The 15,922-nt window shown below is 74.5% G+C and carries 15 protein-coding genes; 8 read left to right on the top strand and 7 right to left on the bottom strand.

The features are described 5' to 3' along the window. Positions 1-12: 12 nt before the first annotated feature. Positions 13-657, bottom strand: a complete 645-nt coding sequence (locus ACFY0O_RS08730) for a class I SAM-dependent methyltransferase (protein ID WP_388944433.1) — start codon at positions 655-657, stop codon at positions 13-15. A gap of 180 nt (positions 658-837) precedes the next feature. Continuing rightward, the gene (locus tag ACFY0O_RS08725) at positions 838-1,248 is read right to left on the bottom strand and encodes a DUF3224 domain-containing protein (RefSeq protein ID WP_388944431.1); all 411 of its coding nucleotides are present in this window, start codon (positions 1,246-1,248) and stop codon (positions 838-840) included. A 95-nt stretch (positions 1,249-1,343) separates the two neighbouring features. Here ACFY0O_RS08725 and ACFY0O_RS08720 point away from each other — a divergent pair, with 95 nt between their 5' ends. The 3 genes from ACFY0O_RS08720 (at position 1,344) to ACFY0O_RS08710 (ending at position 6,032) form a co-directional block, all read left to right on the top strand. Next, complete coding sequence (locus ACFY0O_RS08720) at positions 1,344-2,324, top strand: helix-turn-helix transcriptional regulator (RefSeq protein WP_388944428.1); 981 nt, start codon at positions 1,344-1,346, stop codon at positions 2,322-2,324. Between the two features lie 128 nt (positions 2,325-2,452). Beyond that, the gene (locus ACFY0O_RS08715) at positions 2,453-4,831 is read left to right on the top strand and encodes an acyl-CoA dehydrogenase family protein (protein WP_388944425.1); all 2,379 of its coding nucleotides are present in this window, start codon (positions 2,453-2,455) and stop codon (positions 4,829-4,831) included. A 16-nt stretch (positions 4,832-4,847) separates the two neighbouring features. After that, positions 4,848-6,032: a lipid-transfer protein gene (locus tag ACFY0O_RS08710; protein ID WP_388944422.1), complete on the top strand. Its 1,185-nt coding sequence runs from the start codon at positions 4,848-4,850 to the stop codon at positions 6,030-6,032. Between the two features lie 60 nt (positions 6,033-6,092). Here ACFY0O_RS08710 and ACFY0O_RS08705 read toward each other — a convergent pair whose 3' ends face one another. Beyond that, positions 6,093-7,436, bottom strand: a complete 1,344-nt coding sequence (locus tag ACFY0O_RS08705) for an amidohydrolase family protein (RefSeq protein ID WP_388944419.1) — start codon at positions 7,434-7,436, stop codon at positions 6,093-6,095. Between the two features lie 193 nt (positions 7,437-7,629). Between ACFY0O_RS08705 and ACFY0O_RS08700 the strand changes: the two genes are divergently transcribed. Continuing rightward, on the top strand, positions 7,630-8,931 hold the full coding sequence (locus tag ACFY0O_RS08700; protein WP_388944416.1) for a cytochrome P450: 1,302 nt from the start codon (positions 7,630-7,632) through the stop codon (positions 8,929-8,931). 84 nt (positions 8,932-9,015) lie between these two features. Here the strand turns inward: ACFY0O_RS08700 and ACFY0O_RS08695 are convergent, their stop codons facing one another. Further along, positions 9,016-9,375, bottom strand: coding sequence for a DNA-binding response regulator (locus tag ACFY0O_RS08695; RefSeq protein WP_388944561.1), 360 nt, complete (start codon positions 9,373-9,375; stop codon positions 9,016-9,018). Between the two features lie 254 nt (positions 9,376-9,629). On the opposite strand from ACFY0O_RS08695, the gene ACFY0O_RS08690 reads away from it, so the two are divergent. The 3 genes from ACFY0O_RS08690 to ACFY0O_RS08680 all read left to right on the top strand — a co-directional run bounded on the left by ACFY0O_RS08690 (position 9,630) and on the right by ACFY0O_RS08680 (position 12,626). Next, positions 9,630-10,484 (top strand): MaoC/PaaZ C-terminal domain-containing protein, encoded by an 855-nt coding sequence (locus ACFY0O_RS08690; RefSeq protein WP_388944413.1) that lies wholly within the window; start codon positions 9,630-9,632, stop codon positions 10,482-10,484. An 84-nt stretch (positions 10,485-10,568) separates the two neighbouring features. Then, positions 10,569-11,645 carry a Zn-dependent alcohol dehydrogenase gene (locus tag ACFY0O_RS08685; RefSeq protein WP_388944410.1) on the top strand — a complete coding sequence of 359 codons (1,077 nt, stop codon included), beginning with the start codon at positions 10,569-10,571 and terminating at the stop codon, positions 11,643-11,645. Positions 11,646-11,684: 39 nt separating this feature from the next. Beyond that, positions 11,685-12,626 (top strand): 3-oxoacyl-ACP reductase, encoded by a 942-nt coding sequence (locus ACFY0O_RS08680; protein WP_388944407.1) that lies wholly within the window; start codon positions 11,685-11,687, stop codon positions 12,624-12,626. A 51-nt stretch (positions 12,627-12,677) separates the two neighbouring features. On the opposite strand, the gene ACFY0O_RS08675 is transcribed toward ACFY0O_RS08680, so the two are convergent. Continuing rightward, complete coding sequence (locus tag ACFY0O_RS08675; protein ID WP_388944405.1) at positions 12,678-13,049, bottom strand: nuclear transport factor 2 family protein; 372 nt, start codon at positions 13,047-13,049, stop codon at positions 12,678-12,680. 70 nt (positions 13,050-13,119) lie between these two features. Between ACFY0O_RS08675 and ACFY0O_RS08670 the strand changes: the two genes are divergently transcribed. Then, positions 13,120-13,995: a LysR family transcriptional regulator gene (locus ACFY0O_RS08670; RefSeq protein ID WP_388944404.1), complete on the top strand. Its 876-nt coding sequence runs from the start codon at positions 13,120-13,122 to the stop codon at positions 13,993-13,995. 6 nt (positions 13,996-14,001) lie between these two features. On the opposite strand, the gene ACFY0O_RS08665 is transcribed toward ACFY0O_RS08670, so the two are convergent. Together ACFY0O_RS08665 and ACFY0O_RS08660 are read right to left on the bottom strand one after the other, a co-directional pair. Continuing rightward, complete coding sequence (locus ACFY0O_RS08665) at positions 14,002-14,658, bottom strand: HAD-IA family hydrolase (protein ID WP_388944401.1); 657 nt, start codon at positions 14,656-14,658, stop codon at positions 14,002-14,004. Positions 14,659-14,699: 41 nt separating this feature from the next. After that, positions 14,700-15,797 (bottom strand): hypothetical protein, encoded by a 1,098-nt coding sequence (locus ACFY0O_RS08660; protein ID WP_388944399.1) that lies wholly within the window; start codon positions 15,795-15,797, stop codon positions 14,700-14,702. Positions 15,798-15,922 lie beyond the last annotated feature (125 nt).

The following is a 15,922-nucleotide window of genomic DNA, read 5'->3' as shown; positions in this document are numbered from 1 at the left end:
CACTGGTCCGGCCTAGATCCCCTCGGCCGTGCGGCGCAGGACGCGGAGGGAGTTCGTCGCCGGGAGTTCCTCGAAGGCGCCGGAGGCCATTGCGCGCAGGTAGACGCGGTACGGGGCCTGGCCGCCGTCGGCCGGGTCGGGGAAGACGTCGTGGATGACCAGGGTGCCGCCGACCGCCAGGTGCGGGGCCCAGCCCTCGTAGTCGTTCGTGGCGTGCTCGTCGGTGTGGCCGCCGTCGATGAAGACGAAGCCGAGCTTGCCGCCCCAGGCCGCGGCGACCTGCGGGGAGCGGCCCACGACCGCGATCACGTGCTCCTCCAGGCCGGCCTTGTGGAGGGTGCGGCGGAAGGTGGGGAGGGTGTCCATCAGGCCGACCTCCGGGTCCACCACGGTCGGGTCGTGGTACTCCCAGCCGGGCTGCTGCTCCTCGCTGCCCCGGTGGTGGTCGACGGTGATCGCGGGGACCCCCGCCGCGCGGGCGGCGTCGGCCAGCAGGATCGTGGAGCGGCCGCAGTACGTGCCGACCTCCAGCAGCGGCAGCCCGAGCGCGGCCGCGGCGGAGGCGGCCTCGTGGAGGGCGAGGCCCTCGTCGACGGGCATGAACCCCTTGGCGGCCTCGAAGGCGGCGAGGGTCTCCGGCTTGGGGGTGGCGGCCATGGGTGGTCCTCCGGCGGTGAGCGGGCCCGGCACGGGATGCGCCGCGGACGCGCCGCGGGTGCGGGGCGGAAGTGCGGTGCGGGTGCGGTGTGGTGCCCTGTGGTGCAGGTGTGGCGGCCCATGGTGCCCTACCGGGCGGTAGGGCACCATGCCGGGGGTGGGGGTGGGAGGCGTGCGGGGTCAGTCGAGTTCGTAGGTGAACGTGTAGGGGACGGACGTCTCGCCCTGGCGGTGGACGAAAGAGCCGCTCCCGCGCAGGCCCGTCAGGGCGCCGGTGCCCGAGCCCGGGACGACCTCGAAGGTGCAGCGGGTCGTGCCCTCCTCCTGGAACGAGCCCCGCTCCTCGACCGTGAAGCTCCCGTCGCGGCCGTCGAGGCTGCCGGTGACCAGTTCCAGGCCGGTGAACGTGCCGGTGGACGGCGTCACGTAGACGATCGCGTACCGGCACACGGTCGCCTCGGCCTCGATGCCGCCGGAGAAGGAGTTGACGACCGAGGCCTGGGCGAGCCGGGGCACCACGTCGTCCGGGCCGGCGGCGTGCTCCTCCCACTGGGCGTAGGTGAAGCGGCCGGTGGCGGTGTGCGGGGGCATGGCTGTCCTTCCGAAAGGCGGTGTTGCTCGTACGGTGACCAGCCTCGACGGGATACCTGACACCTCCTGTCAGGTACGCCGCCGACAATGAACGCATGCGCGCCGACCGGCTCCTCTCCCTGCTCCTGCTGCTCCAGAACCGCGGCGGGATGACCGCCCCCGAACTCGCCGCGGAACTGGAGGTGTCCGTCCGCACGGTGTACCGCGACGTCGAGGCGCTCGGCGCCGCCGGAGTGCCGGTCCGCGCCGACCGTGGGCCCGCGGGCGGCTACCGGCTGGTGGACGGCTACCGCACCCGGCTGACCGGTCTCACCGACGCCGAGGCCGGCTCCCTGTTCCTGGCCGGGGCGCCCGGGCCCGCCCGGGACCTGGGCCTGGGGGCGGTGGTGGCCACCGCCCGGCTGAAGCTGGAGGCCGCGCTGCCCGCCGCTCTGGCTGACCGGGCCCGGCTGGTCCAGGACCGGTTCCACCTGGACGCCCCCGCCTGGTTCCGGGAAGCCGACCCGGTGCCGCACCTGGCGGCGGTGGCCCGGGCGGTGTGGGAGCAGCGCACGCTGCGGGTGGAGTACCGGCGCTGGTCGGGCGAGCTGCGGCGGCGGGAGCTGCACCCGCTCGGCATCGTCCTCAAGGGCGGCATCTGGTACCTGGTCGCGGAGTCGGCCGGGAGCCCGCGCACGTACCGGGTGGCCCGGCTGCTGGAGGTGGAGGAGACGGGCGGGGACTTCGAGCGGCCGCCCGGCTTCGACCTGGCCGCCCACTGGGAGGAGTCCTCCCGCCGCCTGGAGGCCGCCCTCCACCAGGACACGGCCCGGCTGCGGATCTCCCCGCGCGGCCGGCGGCTGCTGCCCATGCAGTTCGGGGCCGCGGGGGCGCGGGCCCTGGAGGGGGCGGGGGAGCCGGACGGGGAGGGGTGGGTGGAGGTGGAGCTGCCGGTGGAGTCGCGGGCCGTGGCGGTGGGGGACCTGCTGCGGCTCGGGGTGGAGGCGGAAGTCCTCGGTCCGGCGGAGCTGCGGGCAGCGGTGGCCGCGGCGGTGGAGGCGCTCGCGGCCCGTTACGGGGCGCCGGCGGCCCGGTGACCCGCCCCTGCCGCGAGCGGCCGGCCGGGCGGGCCCTGCCGTGTCCCCCGCGCAACCCGCGCCCGCAACCCGCCCCGAGAAGCCCTTGCACCTTCCGTCAGATTGAAACGTGTTCTAGTCTGCCGCGCATGGGCATCGGAATCACGCAGGAGCAGCGGGAGTTGGCCGACGCCGTGCGCGGCTGGGTGGCGCGGGCGGTGCCGCCCGAGGCGGTGCGGAAGCTGCTCGACGCCCCGCCCCAGGCCGGGGCGCGGCCGGGCTACTGGGACGGCATGTGCGCGCAGGGGCTGGTGACGCCCCATCTGGAGGGGGGGACCCTGCTGGATCTGGCCGTCGTCGTGGAGGAGGCCGCCCGGGCGGCGCTGCCCGGGCCGTTCCTGCCGAGTGCGCTGGCCTCCGTACTCCTGGACCGGGCGGGGGCGCCGCCGCTCGACGGGCGGGTCGGGGCGGTCGCCCTGGGCCCCGGCGGGGTCACCGCCGTCGCCGCCGAGGGGGGCGGGTGGCGGCTGGACGGGCTCGCGCCTCCCGTGCTCGGGGCCGGCGAGGCGGAGCTGGTGCTGCTCGCCGCCGAGGGGGAGGGCGGGGGCGGCATCCGGTGGTTCGCGGTGGACGCCGACGCGCTGGAGGTCCGGCCGCACGAGAGCGCCGACCCGACCCGGCCGACCGCCGAGGTCCGGGCGCACGGGGTGACCGTCCCGGCCGCCCGGCTCCTGGAGCTGGACGAGGCCCTCGTGCGGGACCTGGCCTGCGTGCTCTTCGCCGCCGACGCCTGTGGCACCGCCGCCTGGGCGGTCCACACGGCCGCCGAACACGCGAAGACCCGCGAGCAGTTCGGGCACCCCATCGGCCGGTTCCAGGGCGTCAAGCACCTGTGCGCCGAGATGCTGGTCCGCCTCGAACAGGCCCGCGCCCTCACCTGGGACGCAGCCGACTGCGCCGACCCGAGCGCCGGACAAAACTCCGACGAAAGCCCGGCCGGCGCCTCGGCCGGTGTCTCGGGCGGTGTCTCCGGCGGGGGCGGCGCCCCCGGTGGTGCCTCCGGCACGGCCCCGGACGGTGCAGGCACGGCCCCGGACGGCACCTCCGGCGGTGCCCCCGGCGGGGCTGGCAGGGCCCCGGGCGGTGCCTCCGGCGGGGGCGGCGACCGCGCCGCCCAGGCTGCCGCCGATGCCTCCGCCCGCACCCCCGGCGGGAGCCGCTCGCTCGTTGCCGCGCTTGCCGCCGCAACCGCCCTCGACGCCGCCTGGTCCTGTGCCAAGGACTGCATCCAGATCCTCGGCGGCATCGGCTTCACCTGGGAGCACGACGCCCACATCCACCTGCGCCGCGCCCTCGTCGCCCGCCAGCTCCTGGGCCCCGGCGACGCCCACCGCCTGCGCGCCGTGCGCCTCGCCGCCGCCGGGGCCCGGCGCGAGCTGCGCCTGCGCCTCCCGGCGGAGGCCGAGGCGCACCGCCCGGGCGCCCGCGCCGCCATCGGGGCCGCCCGCGGCCTCGGCCCGGCGGCCGCCCGCCGCGTCCTCGCGCCCACCGGCTACGCGAACCCCCACCTCCCGCCGCCGTACGGGCGGGGCGCGGGGCCCGCCGAGCAGATCGTGATCCAGCAGGAGCTCAAGGAGGCCGGCGTCAAGGTCGCCGATCTCGGGATCGCCACCTGGATCGTGCCCTCGCTGATCGCCTTCGGCAGCGAGGAGCAGCGCGAGGCCTACGTCCTGCCCACCCTGCGCGGGGACACCACCTGGTGCCAGCTGTTCTCCGAGCCGGGCGCCGGCTCCGACCTGGCCTCCCTGCGCACCCGGGCCGAGCGGACCGCCGACGGCTCCTGGAAGGTCAACGGGCAGAAGGTGTGGACGAGTTCCGCCCACACCGCCGACTTCGGCATCCTGCTCGCCCGCACCGACCCGCAGGCACCCAAGCACAAGGGCCTCGGCTACTTCGTCGTCGACATGAAGAACACCCCCGGGATCGAGATCCGCCCGCTGAAGGAGATCACCGGCGACTCCCTATTCAACGAGGTGTGGTTCGAGGACGTCCTGCTGCCGCCCGGGGCACTGGTCGGCGCCGCCGACGGCGGCTGGAAGGCCGCCCGCAACACCCTCGGCAACGAACGCGTCCACATGGCCGACCAGATGACCTTCCACACCGGACTCGAGACGTTGATCGCCGCCTCCGCCGGGCTCGACGCCTCCTACGGGGTGCGGATCGGCGCGCTCGCCGCCGAGGCGCACGCGCTCGCCTGCATCGGCCTGCGCACCACCCTCCAGCAGGTGTCGGGCCTGGAGCCGGGCGCGGGCGCCTCCGTGCGCAAGCTCGTGCAGACCCCCCACCAGCAGCGGACCGCCGAGCTCGCGCTCGAACTGCTGGGCCCGGCCGGCGCGGTGCGGGAGGGGGCGGGGGAGCGCGCGGTGCACGGGATGCTGATGTCGCGCTGCCTGACCATCGCCGGGGGCACCACCCAGGTCCAGCTCAACGTCGTCGCCGAGCGGATCCTCGGCCTCCCCAGGGACTGACTGAAGGGCAGCAGTGATGAAGTCGTACATCGTGGGCGTCGGCATGACGAAGTTCGAGAAGCCGGAGTCGCGGGACTGGCAGTACTGGGACATGGTCAAGGAGGCCGGGGGCGCGGCGCTCGCCGACGCGGGCGTGGACTACGGCCTCGTCGAACAGGTGCCGGTGGGCTACTGCTTCCAGCCCTCCACCGCCGGCCAGCGGGCCGTGTACGAACTGGGGCTGACCGGCGTCCCGGTCTACAACGTCAACAACAACTGCGCGACCGGCTCCACGGCCCTGATGATGGCCCGCCAGTTCGTGCGGGGCGGCATCGGCGACTGCGTGCTGGCGGTCGGCTTCGAGAAGATGAAGCGCGGTGCGCTGGGCGGCGGCGCGGACGGGGGAGACTTCAAGACCTCGCCGGTGGCCCGGCACTACGGGGTCATGGCCGCCGCGCACGGCTTCGAGATGTCCCCGCCCACCGCGCAGATCTTCGGCAACGCGGCCCGTGAGCACATGGAGCGGTACGGGACCACGCCCGCGCAGCTCGCGGCCGTCGGCGCCAAGAACCACCGGCACTCCGCGAACAACCCGAACGCGCAGTTCCAGGACGTGTACACGGTGGAGGAGGTGCTCGCCGCCAAGACCATCCACGATCCGCTGACCAAGCTCCAGTGCTCGCCCACCTCCGACGGCGCGGCCGCCGCGCTCGTGGTCTCGGAGCGGTTCGTCGTGGCGCACGGGCTGCACGACAAGGCCGTGGAGATCGTCGCGCAGGCCATGACCACGGACACGGAGGCTAGCTTCGGCGGCTCCTGCATCGACGTGGTCGGCAAGCCGATGACGGCGGGCGCCGCCCGCCAGGTGTACGAGGACTCGGGGCTCGGCATCGAGGACGTCGACGTCGTCGAGCTGCACGACTGCTTCTCGGTGAACGAGCTGCTGACGTACGAGGCGCTCGGCATGTGCGCGGACGGGGCCTCCGGCAAGCTCGTCGAGAGCGGCGCCACCACCTACGGCGGTCGCTGGGTGGTCAACCCCTCGGGCGGCCTGATCTCCAAGGGCCACCCGCTGGGCGCGACGGGGCTCGCGCAGGCGGCGGAGCTGGTGTGGCAGCTGCGCGGGCAGGCGGGCGCCCGGCAGGTCCCCGCCGCCCGGGTGGGGCTGGCCCACAACATCGGGCTGGGCGGGGCGGCGGTGGTGACCCTGCTGCGCCGCTGACGAACCCCGGGCCGGGCCAGGCGGCGCGGCCCGGCTGCGCGGGCGGGGCCGGCCGGGGCGTCAGGCGCGGACCAGGTCCGGCATCAGGCGCAGGGCGTTCTCCCGGTTCACGGCCCGGCGCAGGGCCGGGGTGAACGCCGGGTCGGCGGCCAGGGCGGGGACGGCCAGGTCCGTGATCACGGCGGCCGGGCAGGCCGGCCAGTCGCTGCCGAACAGGATCCGGGCGGGGTCGACGGTGGCGAGCAGGGTGCCGGCCGGGGAGAGCGGGCCGGCGGTGTCGTAGTAGAAGCGGTGCATGTGGTCCCGTACGGCCGCGGGCTCCACGGGCGGGTCGAAGGCGTACGCGAAGGCCTCCATCCGGGTCGCGATCTGCGGGAGGAAGCCGCCGCCGTGCGGCAGGACCACCGACAGGTTCGGGAAGCGGTCGAGGGTCCGGGTGCGGATCATGTTCACGGCGGCGCGGGTGGTGTCGAGCAGGAAGTCGCAGAGGAAGTTCGGCACCCCCGGCACGGACGCGGGCCCCCCGGCCCCACCGGGCCCCCGCCCGGCCCCACCGGGCTCCCCGGAGCCGCCAGCCCCACCGGGCCCACTGGCCCCGCCGGCCCCACCGGGACCTCGCCCGGCCCCGTCAGCCCCGTCAGCCCTGCCAGCCCTGCCAGCCCCGCCGGGCCCCCCGGAACCGCCGCCCGGGCCGCCCTGGGGCCCTCCGCCCGGCCCACCGCGGCCGGGACCGGCCGTCCCGCCGGGTCCCCCGCCCGGCCCTTCGGGCCCCCCGGCTCCCACCGTGGGGTGGCCTCCGGACGGGCCGTCCGGGAGGACGTGGGGGTGGGTGTCCACCACGGCCGCGCGTTCGTCGAGTTCGGCGAAGATCCGGTCGTACGAGGGGTCCCCGAGGTACACCCCGCGGTAGTTCGCCGTCACGTTCACCCCCACCGCCCCCAGCTCGTCCAGACCGCGCCGCAGGGTCCAGGAGGAGACCTCCTCCTCGTCGAGGAACAGCGGCGCGTGGAACGCGAAGCGCCCCGGGTGCGCCTCCACCACCCCGGCCGCCGCCTCCATCGTCACGGCCACCGCCTCCCGCAGCTGCGCGGAACTCCCGTACCGCGCGGGCAGCATCGGCTTCAGCACGGCCACGGCGATCCCCGCCCGGTCCATCACCGCCAGTGCTTCCTCCGCGTCCCAGCCCGCCCACGGCGGCAGCGACCGCGGGCCCACCAGCCCCTGCCCCTCCGCCCAGCGGCGCCACTCGGGGGCGCAGAAGTGGTGGTGGACGTCGACCACCGCACCACTGCCGTCGTCCTCCTCCCCGACCCCGACCCCGACCCCGGCCACGACCCCGATTCCGACCGGGTCCCGACGTACCGCTCCGCCGACGGCCAGGCCGCCCGCACCGTATTCCGGCATGTGCGCATTTCCCTCTCGTCGGCCCGCGAACCGAAAACCTCCGCACACCCTAGGGCGCCTCCCGGAAAGCACCGCCCGGAACATTCCGCCGGGGGAGCTTTCGGCTCCGAACGGGTCAATCCGGTTTCACCCCCGATCCGGCGCGGGAAAGGTGCCGACTGTCAATTCCGGGTCAACCGAAAGGTCTGGGCGCGTGACGAGTGAACCGACTACCGCGGCGGATGGCGGTCTCGCGCTGCACGAAGCGGTGGCGGCCGCGACGAAGAGCACGCCGGAATACCGGCAGTGCCCCTACCCGGTCTACCGGACCCTGCGCGAACAGGCCCCCATCGCCCGCCTCACCCCGGGCCACGGCGTGGACACGTACCTGATCACCCGCTACGAGGACGCCCACGCCCTCCTCTCCGACCCCCGCATCGGCAAGGACATGCACGAGGGCATCGACCTCTACCACGCCCTGTTCGGGGACCTGTGCGAGGCGCTCGACGACAACCTCCTCTTCGCCGACCCGCCCCGGCACACCCGGCTGCGCCACATCGCCAAGACCGCCTTCACCCCGCGCCACATCCACGCGCTGCGCCCGCACATCGAGGAGCTGGCCCAGGGGCTGCTCGACCGCTGCCCCACGGACCGGCCCGTGGACCTGATGCAGGCCTTCGCGCTGCCGCTGCCCGTCATGGTCATCTGCGAGCTGCTCGGCATCGTCGGCGAGGAGCGGACCGAGGTCCTCGAATGGTTCGCCGTCGTGACGCGCTCGCGGTTCAGCAAGGACCTCAAGGGCGACCTGGAAGAGGCCGAGATCTGGCTGCGGGACTACTTCGCCCGGCACATCCACCGCACCCGCCTCCACCCCACGGACGACTTCCTCAGCATGCTGGTGGAGACCCCGCACGAGGAGGAGCCGCTCACCGACGACGAACTCGTCTCGATGATCTGGGTCCTCCTCTTCGCCGGGCACAAGACGACCACCCTCCAGATCGGCAATTGCGTCTTCAGCCTCCTCACCCACCCCGACCAGCTCCGGGCGGTCCAGGAGAACCGGGAACTGCTGCCGCAGGCGATCGAGGAAATGCAGCGTTTCGAGGGATCGGTGGAAACCTCCACCTTCCGTTACGCGCTGGAGGACGTGGAAATCGGCGGGACGGTCATTCCGAAGGGCGCGGTCGTGCAGATCGCGCTGAACTCCGCCAACCGCGACCCGGAGAAATTCCCCGACCCGGACACCCTGGACTTCACCCGGGAGGGGCTGCAGAGCAGCCACCTCGGCTTCGGCTACGGGGCCCACTACTGCCTGGGCGCGCCGCTGGCCCGGCTGGAGCTGGAGATCTGTCTGACGGCCCTGCTCGACCGCTTCCCCGACATGGTGCTGGCCATGCCGACGCCGGCGGAGGGGGACTGGCTCAAGGGGCCGTTCCCGGCCTTCCGCGGGCTGCAGAAGCTGCCCGTCGCGCTGGACCCCTCGCGGACGGTAGACGACTGGACCGCGGGGAACTGACCGGGGCCCGAGCCCCGAGGGGAGCCCTCCGCCACTGACCGGCGGAGGGCTTTCCCACGCCGGCTTTCACACGCCGCCCCTGCCTCAGGGCCCCGCCAGCGCGGGGTCCACCACCGTCTCGCCCGTCGAAGCCCGCCGCAGGCAGTCCGCCAGCTCCTCGACCGGCCCGTCCCGCAGCACCAGCCCCGCCGCGCCCGCCGCCAGGACCGCCTCCCGCAGCCCCGGGTGCGCCGAGCCCGTGGCCACCAGCACCCGGCACTCCGGGTCCTCGGCCAGCAGGGCCGTCACCGTGTCGGGGTCCTCGACCAGCGCCACCGCCGGCCGCTCCGTCAGTGAGGCCACCACCTCGATGTCCGGCTGGAGCCCGAGCCGGAGCGCGAGCGGCGGGTTCGGCGGGTCCAGCAGGACGCGCAGGGAGCGGGCGGGCCGGTGGGTCGCGGGCATCTCATCCACCGCCGCAGGGTACCGGCCCGCCGGCCCCCGCCGGCCCCGGCAACACGCCCCGTACCACGATCATCTGACGTCGAGTCAGTAGAAGTCGACAGCCTTCTTCCCAACCACGGGGGCGTGCGTTATACATTCCCTCAGCCGCTTCCTAGAACGCGTTCTAGAACCGGCTCCGCATGCGACCTCGGTGCGGCCGACGGTGCGGACGGTCGCGCCGAGGTCTTCCAGAGAGCAGAAGGAGCAGCATCCGAATGCCGATCGATGCCGCCAGGGCCCTCGCCGCCGACCCCCGCCAGGGGGAGATCGGCTGGGACCACAAGGACATCCAGCTCTACCACCTCGGCCTCGGCGCGGGACGCCCCGCCACCGACCCCGACGAACTGCGCTACACCCTGGAGTCCAAGCTCCACGTGCTCCCCAGCTTCGCGACCGTGGCGGGCGCCGGCATGGCCATGCTCGGCGGGCTCGCGGCCCCCGGCATCGAGGTCAACCTGGCGAACGTCCTGCACGGCGGCCACTCCATCGAGCTGCACCGGCCGATCCCCGTCAAGGGTCGCGCCACCTCTTCCTCCAAGGTCGCCGCCGTCTACGACAAGGGCAAGGCGGCCGTGATCGTGCTGCGCTCCGAGGTCGCCGACGCCGACGGGCCGCTGTGGACCAGCGACGCCCAGATCTTCGTCCGCGGCGAGGGCGGCTTCGGCGGCGACCGCGGCCCCTCCGTCCGCGGCGAGCTGCCCGAACGCGCCCCCGACCGCACCGAGGAGCGGCCGATCCGCGAGGAACAGGCCCTGCTCTACCGGCTCTCCGGGGACTGGAACCCGCTCCACGCCGACCCCGAGTTCGCCAAGCTGGCCGGCTTCGACAAGCCGATCCTGCACGGCCTGTGCTCGTACGGGATGACCCTCAAGGCCGTCGTCGACACCGTCCTCGGCGGGGACGTCTCCCGGGTCCGCGCCTACCGCACCCGCTTCGCCGGCATCGTCTTCCCCGGGGAGACCCTGCGCATCCGGATGTGGCAGGAGCCCGGCCGCGTCCAGGTCTCGGTGACCGCCGCCGAACGCGCCGACGCCCCGGTCCTCGCCGACACGGTCGTCGAACACGCGTAAGGCGCACCGCGCAAAGCGCACCGCGTAAGCGCACCGCGCATCGAGCACCGCACCAGACCCGCAACGCCCCTAAGGAGCCGCACCGTGCGCGCAGCACTGCTGAGCGAGATAGGCCAGGACAAGCTCGAGGTCGTCGACGACATGGAAGCCGTGGGCCTGGGCCCCGGCAAGGTGCGGATCCGCATCAAGGCCACCGGCCTGTGCCACTCCGACCTCTCCGCGATGAGCGGCGTCCTGCCGCAGCCCGCGCCCTTCATCCCCGGCCACGAGGGCTCCGGGGTGATCACCGGCGTCGGCGAGGGCGTCACCGGCCACCAGGAGGGCGACCGGGTCCTCGTGTGCTGGCTGCCGCCCTGCGGGCACTGCGCCGCCTGCAAGCGCGGCCAGGGGCACCTGTGCCTGGAGAGCCTGGTCAACGCGGGCATCCCCAACTTCCGCCGGGCCGGCGGGGAGATCTTCGGCTTCGCCGCGACCGGCACCTTCGCCGAGGAGATCGTCGTCGCCGCCAACTGCGCCGTCCCGATCCCCGACGACGTGCCCTTCGACATCGCCGCCCTCATCGGCTGCGGCGTCACCACCGGACTCGGCGCGGCCATCAACACCGCCGAGGTGGAGGCGGGTTCCTCGGTCGCCGTCATCGGCTGCGGCGGCGTCGGCATCTCCGTCATCCAGGGTGCCAAGGTGCGGGGCGCGGCCCAGATCGTCGCCGTCGACCCGGTGGAGTCGCGCCGTGCGGCCGCACTGCGCTTCGGGGCGACGGAGGCGGTCGCGCCGGACGCGTTCGAGGACGCCAAGGCCCGGATCACCTCCGGCGAGGGGTTCGACTACGTCTTCGAGGTCGTCGGCAAGTCCGCCACCGCCCGCACCGCCTACCAGATGACCCGGCGCGGCGGCTCGGTCGTGATCGTCGGGGCGGGCGCCCTCGACGACAACTTCCAGATCGACATGTTCTCGCTCTTCTTCGACGAGAAGAAGATCCTCCCCTCCATGTACGGGGGCGGGGACGTGCTGCGCTCCTACGCGCGCACCATCGAGCTGTGGCGGGCCGGCCGGATCGACCTGGCGGGCCTGATCACCCACCGGGTCCAGCTCGCCGAGATCAACGACGCCCTCGACCAGATGCGCACGGGCACGGCCCTGCGCACGTGCATCGAGATCTGACGCCCCGCCGACCGATCCGTTCTGAGAGGAATCCGGTACATGTCACTGCCACTTGAGGGGCTCAGCGCCATCGTCACCGGCGCGGGCCGGGGGCTCGGCCGGGCCGAGGCGCTCGAACTGGCCCGGCTCGGCGCGAGCGTGGTCGTCAACGACTTCGGCCAGAGCGGCCGCGACGGCTCCGGGGAGGCCTCGGCCGCACCGGCGGAGGAGGTCGCCGCCGAGATCCGCGCGGCGGGCGGGCAGGCGGTGGCGCACCTGGGGGACGTGGCCGACTTCGAGCAGGCGCGGGAGCTGGTCGGCCTGGCCGTCTCCGCCTTCGGGAAGCTGGACGTCCTGGTCAACAACGCGGGCATCCTGCGCGACCGGATGGTCTTCTCGATGTCGGAGGACGAGTGGGACTCGGTGATCCGGGTCCACCTCAAGGGCCACTTCAACACCACCCACTTCGCCTCCGCGCACTGGCGCGAGCGCTCCAAGGCGGCGGGCGGCCCGGTGTACGGGCGGATCGTCAACACCTCCTCGGAGGCCTTCCTCGGCGGTTCGGCGGGCCAGCCCAACTACGCGGCGGCCAAGGGTGGCATCGTGGGCCTGACCACCTCGACGGCCCTGGCCCTGGCCAAGTACGGGGTGACCGTGAACGCCATCTGCCCGCGCGCCCGCACCCGGATGACCGAGGACGTCTTCGCCGGCTTCCAGGAACCGGAGGAGGGCAAGCTCGACGCCCTCGCCCCCGAACACGTCGCCCCGCTGGTCGGCTACCTGGCCTCACCGGCCGCGGCGAAGGCGAACGGCCAGCTGTTCGTGGTGCACGGAGGGATCGTCGTGGTGATGGAACGGCCGCGGGTGGCGGCGAAGTTCGACACCGCGAAGGAGGTCTTCTCCTTCGAGGAGCTCGACTCCCTCCTCGGCCCGCACTACGCCTCCCGTCCGGCGGGCGAGACCTTCGCGGCGGCCGAGGTCCTGGGCCTCAAGCACGACTGACCGGAGCCCCCGCGGCCCCGCTCTGCACCAGAGGGGCGGGGCCGCGGTGTTTCACCCCTGCCGCTCGGCGAACCCCGCCAGCAGCCCGCGCGGGTCGAAGGTGACCCGGATCCGGGTGATCTTCCCGTCCGCCACGTGCATCCAGTTCGCCGTCGGGGCGGGCGGGGCGATGGTGGTGCACAGGTCGAACCAGGTGATCACCTCGTCGCCCTCCGCCACCCGCACCTTCACGTCGATCCGCTCCAGCACCTGCCCGAGCCCCTTGAGCCCGGCCAGCGCCTCGTCCGTGCCCTGCGCCGTCCCCAGGGCCCCGACGAAGTCGACGTCCTCGGCCAGCAGCCCGCGCATGGTGTCGAAGTCGCCCGCCCCCCAGGCGGTGAAGTAGGTCTCGGCAAGCTCTCGTGCGCTCTTCGTCGTCGTCATGCCTCCATCCTGACGCCCCCTCAACCATCCGTCCAACAGATGGATCCGATGCCAGCTATCATCGTCGGATATGGAGATGCACCAGCTGCGCTACTTCGCCGCCGTCGTGGACGAGGGCACCTTCACCGGAGCCGCCCACCGGCTGCACGTCAGCCAGTCCGGCATCAGCACCCAGGTGGCCAAACTGGAGCGGGAGCTGGGCCACGCCCTCTTCGACCGCTCCGGCCGCCAGGTCCGCCTCACCCCGGCGGGTGAGGCCGTCCTCCCCCTCGCCAAGAGCGCCCTCGCCACCCTCGACGCCATCCGCCACACCGCGGCCGAGTTCGCCGACGCCGTACGCGGCCGGGTCAGGCTCGGCATGGTCATGGGCTGCTCCATCCCGCCCTTCCTGGACACCCTCGCCGACCTCGGCCGCAGCCACCCCGGGATCGAACTGGGCCTGCACGAGGGCCCTTCCGACGACCTCCAGGCCCAGGTCCTCTCCGGCACCCTCGACCTCGCCCTCATCGGCTACGCGGGCGAGGCCGCCACCGGCCTGGAGGCGGACGTCGTGATCGACGAGCCGATCGCCGCCGTCGTCCCGGCCGGGCACCGCCTCGACCGCCCCCAACCGCCCCTCACCGCCCTGCGCGGCGAGAAGGTCCTCTGCCTCCCGCCGGGCACGGGCATCCGCGCCGCCTACGAGGACTCCTGCCGCCGCGCCGGCCTCGACCCGCGCGTGGACCTCGAAGCCAGCTCACCGGCCGCACTGCTCCGCCTCGCCGAGCGCGGGGCGGGTGTCGCCGTCCTCAGTGCCTCCTCGGCCCAGGCCCCCGGCCTGCGCGCCGTCCCGTTCGCCGACGCCGCCACCCGCGCCCGCCTCGGCCTCGTCACCCGCCCCGACCAGCACTCCCCGGCCGTCCGCCTGCTGCGCACCAGGCTCCTGGCCGCCCTGCGCCCCGCCTGACGCCCCCTACGCCTCCAGGAAGGCGAGCGCCCCGCGCAGGTCCTCGGGCCCCCGGAAGAGGACGCCCGTCATCCCGAGCGCCACGGCCGCCTCCACGTTCTCCCGCCCGTCGTCCACGAACAGGCAGCGCTCCGGGGCGGCGCCCGCCAGGCCGGCGGCTATCGAGTAGATCTCCGGGTCTGGCTTGGCCACCCCCTCCAGGGCGCTGTTGACCACGTGGTCCGCGAGGTCCTCCAGCCCCATCGCCGCCAGGTCCTCGCCCAGGTCCAGGGCCGCGTTGGTCACCAGGACCAGCGACAGCCCGGCCGCGCGGACCCCGCGCAGCTCGGAGACCACGTCCTCGTCGGCCCAGAACGGAGACCGGGCCAGGGCCCCGGCCAGCTCCCGCGCCTGCGGCGCCGGCAGCGGGACCTCACTGCCGAGCCGTTCGGCGACGGACTCCGCCCACTGGTCCTTGGTGACCTCCCCGCGGATCAGCGGCCCGCCCTGCTCCGGGTGGAACGCCACCGAGGCCGTCGTCCCCTCCGGGAGGCCGGCCGCGCGTTCCAGCTCGGCCACCAGGGAGGAGTCGTAGTAGCGGATGACGTTGTCGAGGTCGCACAGGACCGCGTCGAAGGGGCGGCCCGTACCGGCCGTACCGGAGGAAGTGGTGGAGGTCGTCATGTCCCCTCCCTATCACGCCACTTCGTACGGACCCCCGCGCCTCAGCCCAGCGGGGCCTCCCGCAGCGGCACCGGGCGGGCGGCCGGCTTGGGCGGCGGGTCCACGCGCACGGGCGGCGGCGGGGCGGCCGGCTGGCTCAGGCCGACGGTTCCGCAGGGGACCTCGGGGGTGGAGTACGGCAGGCGCAGCCGGCCCTCCGGGGTCCACAGGCCGGTGCCGAGCCAGCCCGCCGGGGCGCCGAGCCGGAACACGGACCGGTCCGCCGGACGCCACAGGGCCAGGCCGGCCCCGCCGACGCGCAGGGCCACCCCGCAGGTCTCCGGCATCAGGACCTGGCCCGGCTGCACCGCGAAGGGGTGGGCGTCCTCCAGCCGCAGGCACTCCGGGAAGCGCACCGGGCGGGCGCTGCCCAGCACCCCCCAGCCCAGCCGCGGCTCGCCCGGGGCGTCCGAGCGGATCAGCAGCAGCCCGCTGTCCGGGGCCGCCATCAGCAGCCGGTCGTCACTGTCCTCGGCGATCTGCAGCAGCGGGGTGACCACCCCGCCCCGGGTCAGGTCCACGGCCACCGCCTTGACCCGCCCGTCCTGCTCCCGGTCCAGCGACAGCAGCCGGCCCGCGCGGTCCAGCCAGACCCCGCCGGAGCAGCGGCCCGGCAGCACGGCGGCCCGCCGCGGCCCGTCGCCGGAGTGCCCGGCCACCTGCCAGACGGTGGTCTCCCCGTCCCCCACCGCCAGGGCGTAGGCCGCGCTCCCGTCGGGGCAGGGCGGCAGCAGGCGGACCCGCAGCCCCTCCTCGGCGCCGATCCCGCCGAGCCCGAGCTCCCCGGTCCGCGGCCCGGCGCCGGAGCCCGCGGCGCGCGGGCCGGTGTACGTGCCCGAGGGGTAGAGCAGGGCGAACGCGTGCCGGTCGGCGACCCGGCGGTGGATCAGCACCCGCCCGTCGGCCAGCGGCAGCACCTCGCTGTCGGCCTCCTCCGGCTGCGCGAGCGGCAGCGGCACCGCGTACGGCTCCGGCCCGTCCAGCGTCCACCGCTCGGGATAGCGGGCCTCCCCCTCCCCGGCCAGCCGCGCGGCGTACGCCCCGTCGGTGGTGATCGTGAGGGGGGCGGTCGTGGTCATCTCGGTGGCACAGACAGTCATCCGGCCGTCACCTCCGGGGAGGAACCTAGGATTCGGGCTTCCGGCCGGACAACACGACCGCGCACGCTTCACACGTACGGGTGGCGCCACCGCGGTTCTCCGGTGACGGGGGGACCGGCTGTGCC

The organism is Streptomyces sp. NPDC001594 (genome assembly GCF_042893675.1).
Classification (GTDB): Bacteria; Actinomycetota; Actinomycetes; order Streptomycetales; family Streptomycetaceae; genus Streptomyces.
Note: the sequence above shows the minus strand (reverse complement) of the source record. Positions and strands in the feature narration are given on the sequence as shown.

Excerpts from the sequence above, each read along its gene's own strand:
- ACFY0O_RS08730 (WP_388944433.1), bottom strand. The coding sequence starts at position 657 with ATGGCCGCCACCCCCAAGCCGGAGACCCTCGCCGCCTTCGAGGCCGCC.
- ACFY0O_RS08725 (WP_388944431.1), bottom strand. The coding sequence starts at position 1,248 with ATGCCCCCGCACACCGCCACCGGCCGCTTCACCTACGCCCAGTGGGAG.
- ACFY0O_RS08720 (WP_388944428.1), top strand. The coding sequence starts at position 1,344 with ATGCGCGCCGACCGGCTCCTCTCCCTGCTCCTGCTGCTCCAGAACCGC.
- ACFY0O_RS08715 (WP_388944425.1), top strand. The coding sequence starts at position 2,453 with ATGGGCATCGGAATCACGCAGGAGCAGCGGGAGTTGGCCGACGCCGTG.
- ACFY0O_RS08710 (WP_388944422.1), top strand. The coding sequence starts at position 4,848 with ATGAAGTCGTACATCGTGGGCGTCGGCATGACGAAGTTCGAGAAGCCG.
- ACFY0O_RS08705 (WP_388944419.1), bottom strand. The coding sequence starts at position 7,436 with ATGCCGGAATACGGTGCGGGCGGCCTGGCCGTCGGCGGAGCGGTACGT.
- ACFY0O_RS08695 (WP_388944561.1), bottom strand. The coding sequence starts at position 9,375 with ATGCCCGCGACCCACCGGCCCGCCCGCTCCCTGCGCGTCCTGCTGGAC.
- ACFY0O_RS08690 (WP_388944413.1), top strand. The coding sequence starts at position 9,630 with ATGCCGATCGATGCCGCCAGGGCCCTCGCCGCCGACCCCCGCCAGGGG.
- ACFY0O_RS08680 (WP_388944407.1), top strand. The coding sequence starts at position 11,685 with ATGTCACTGCCACTTGAGGGGCTCAGCGCCATCGTCACCGGCGCGGGC.
- ACFY0O_RS08675 (WP_388944405.1), bottom strand. The coding sequence starts at position 13,049 with ATGACGACGACGAAGAGCGCACGAGAGCTTGCCGAGACCTACTTCACC.
- ACFY0O_RS08670 (WP_388944404.1), top strand. The coding sequence starts at position 13,120 with ATGGAGATGCACCAGCTGCGCTACTTCGCCGCCGTCGTGGACGAGGGC.
- ACFY0O_RS08665 (WP_388944401.1), bottom strand. The coding sequence starts at position 14,658 with ATGACGACCTCCACCACTTCCTCCGGTACGGCCGGTACGGGCCGCCCC.
- ACFY0O_RS08660 (WP_388944399.1), bottom strand. The coding sequence starts at position 15,797 with ATGACTGTCTGTGCCACCGAGATGACCACGACCGCCCCCCTCACGATC.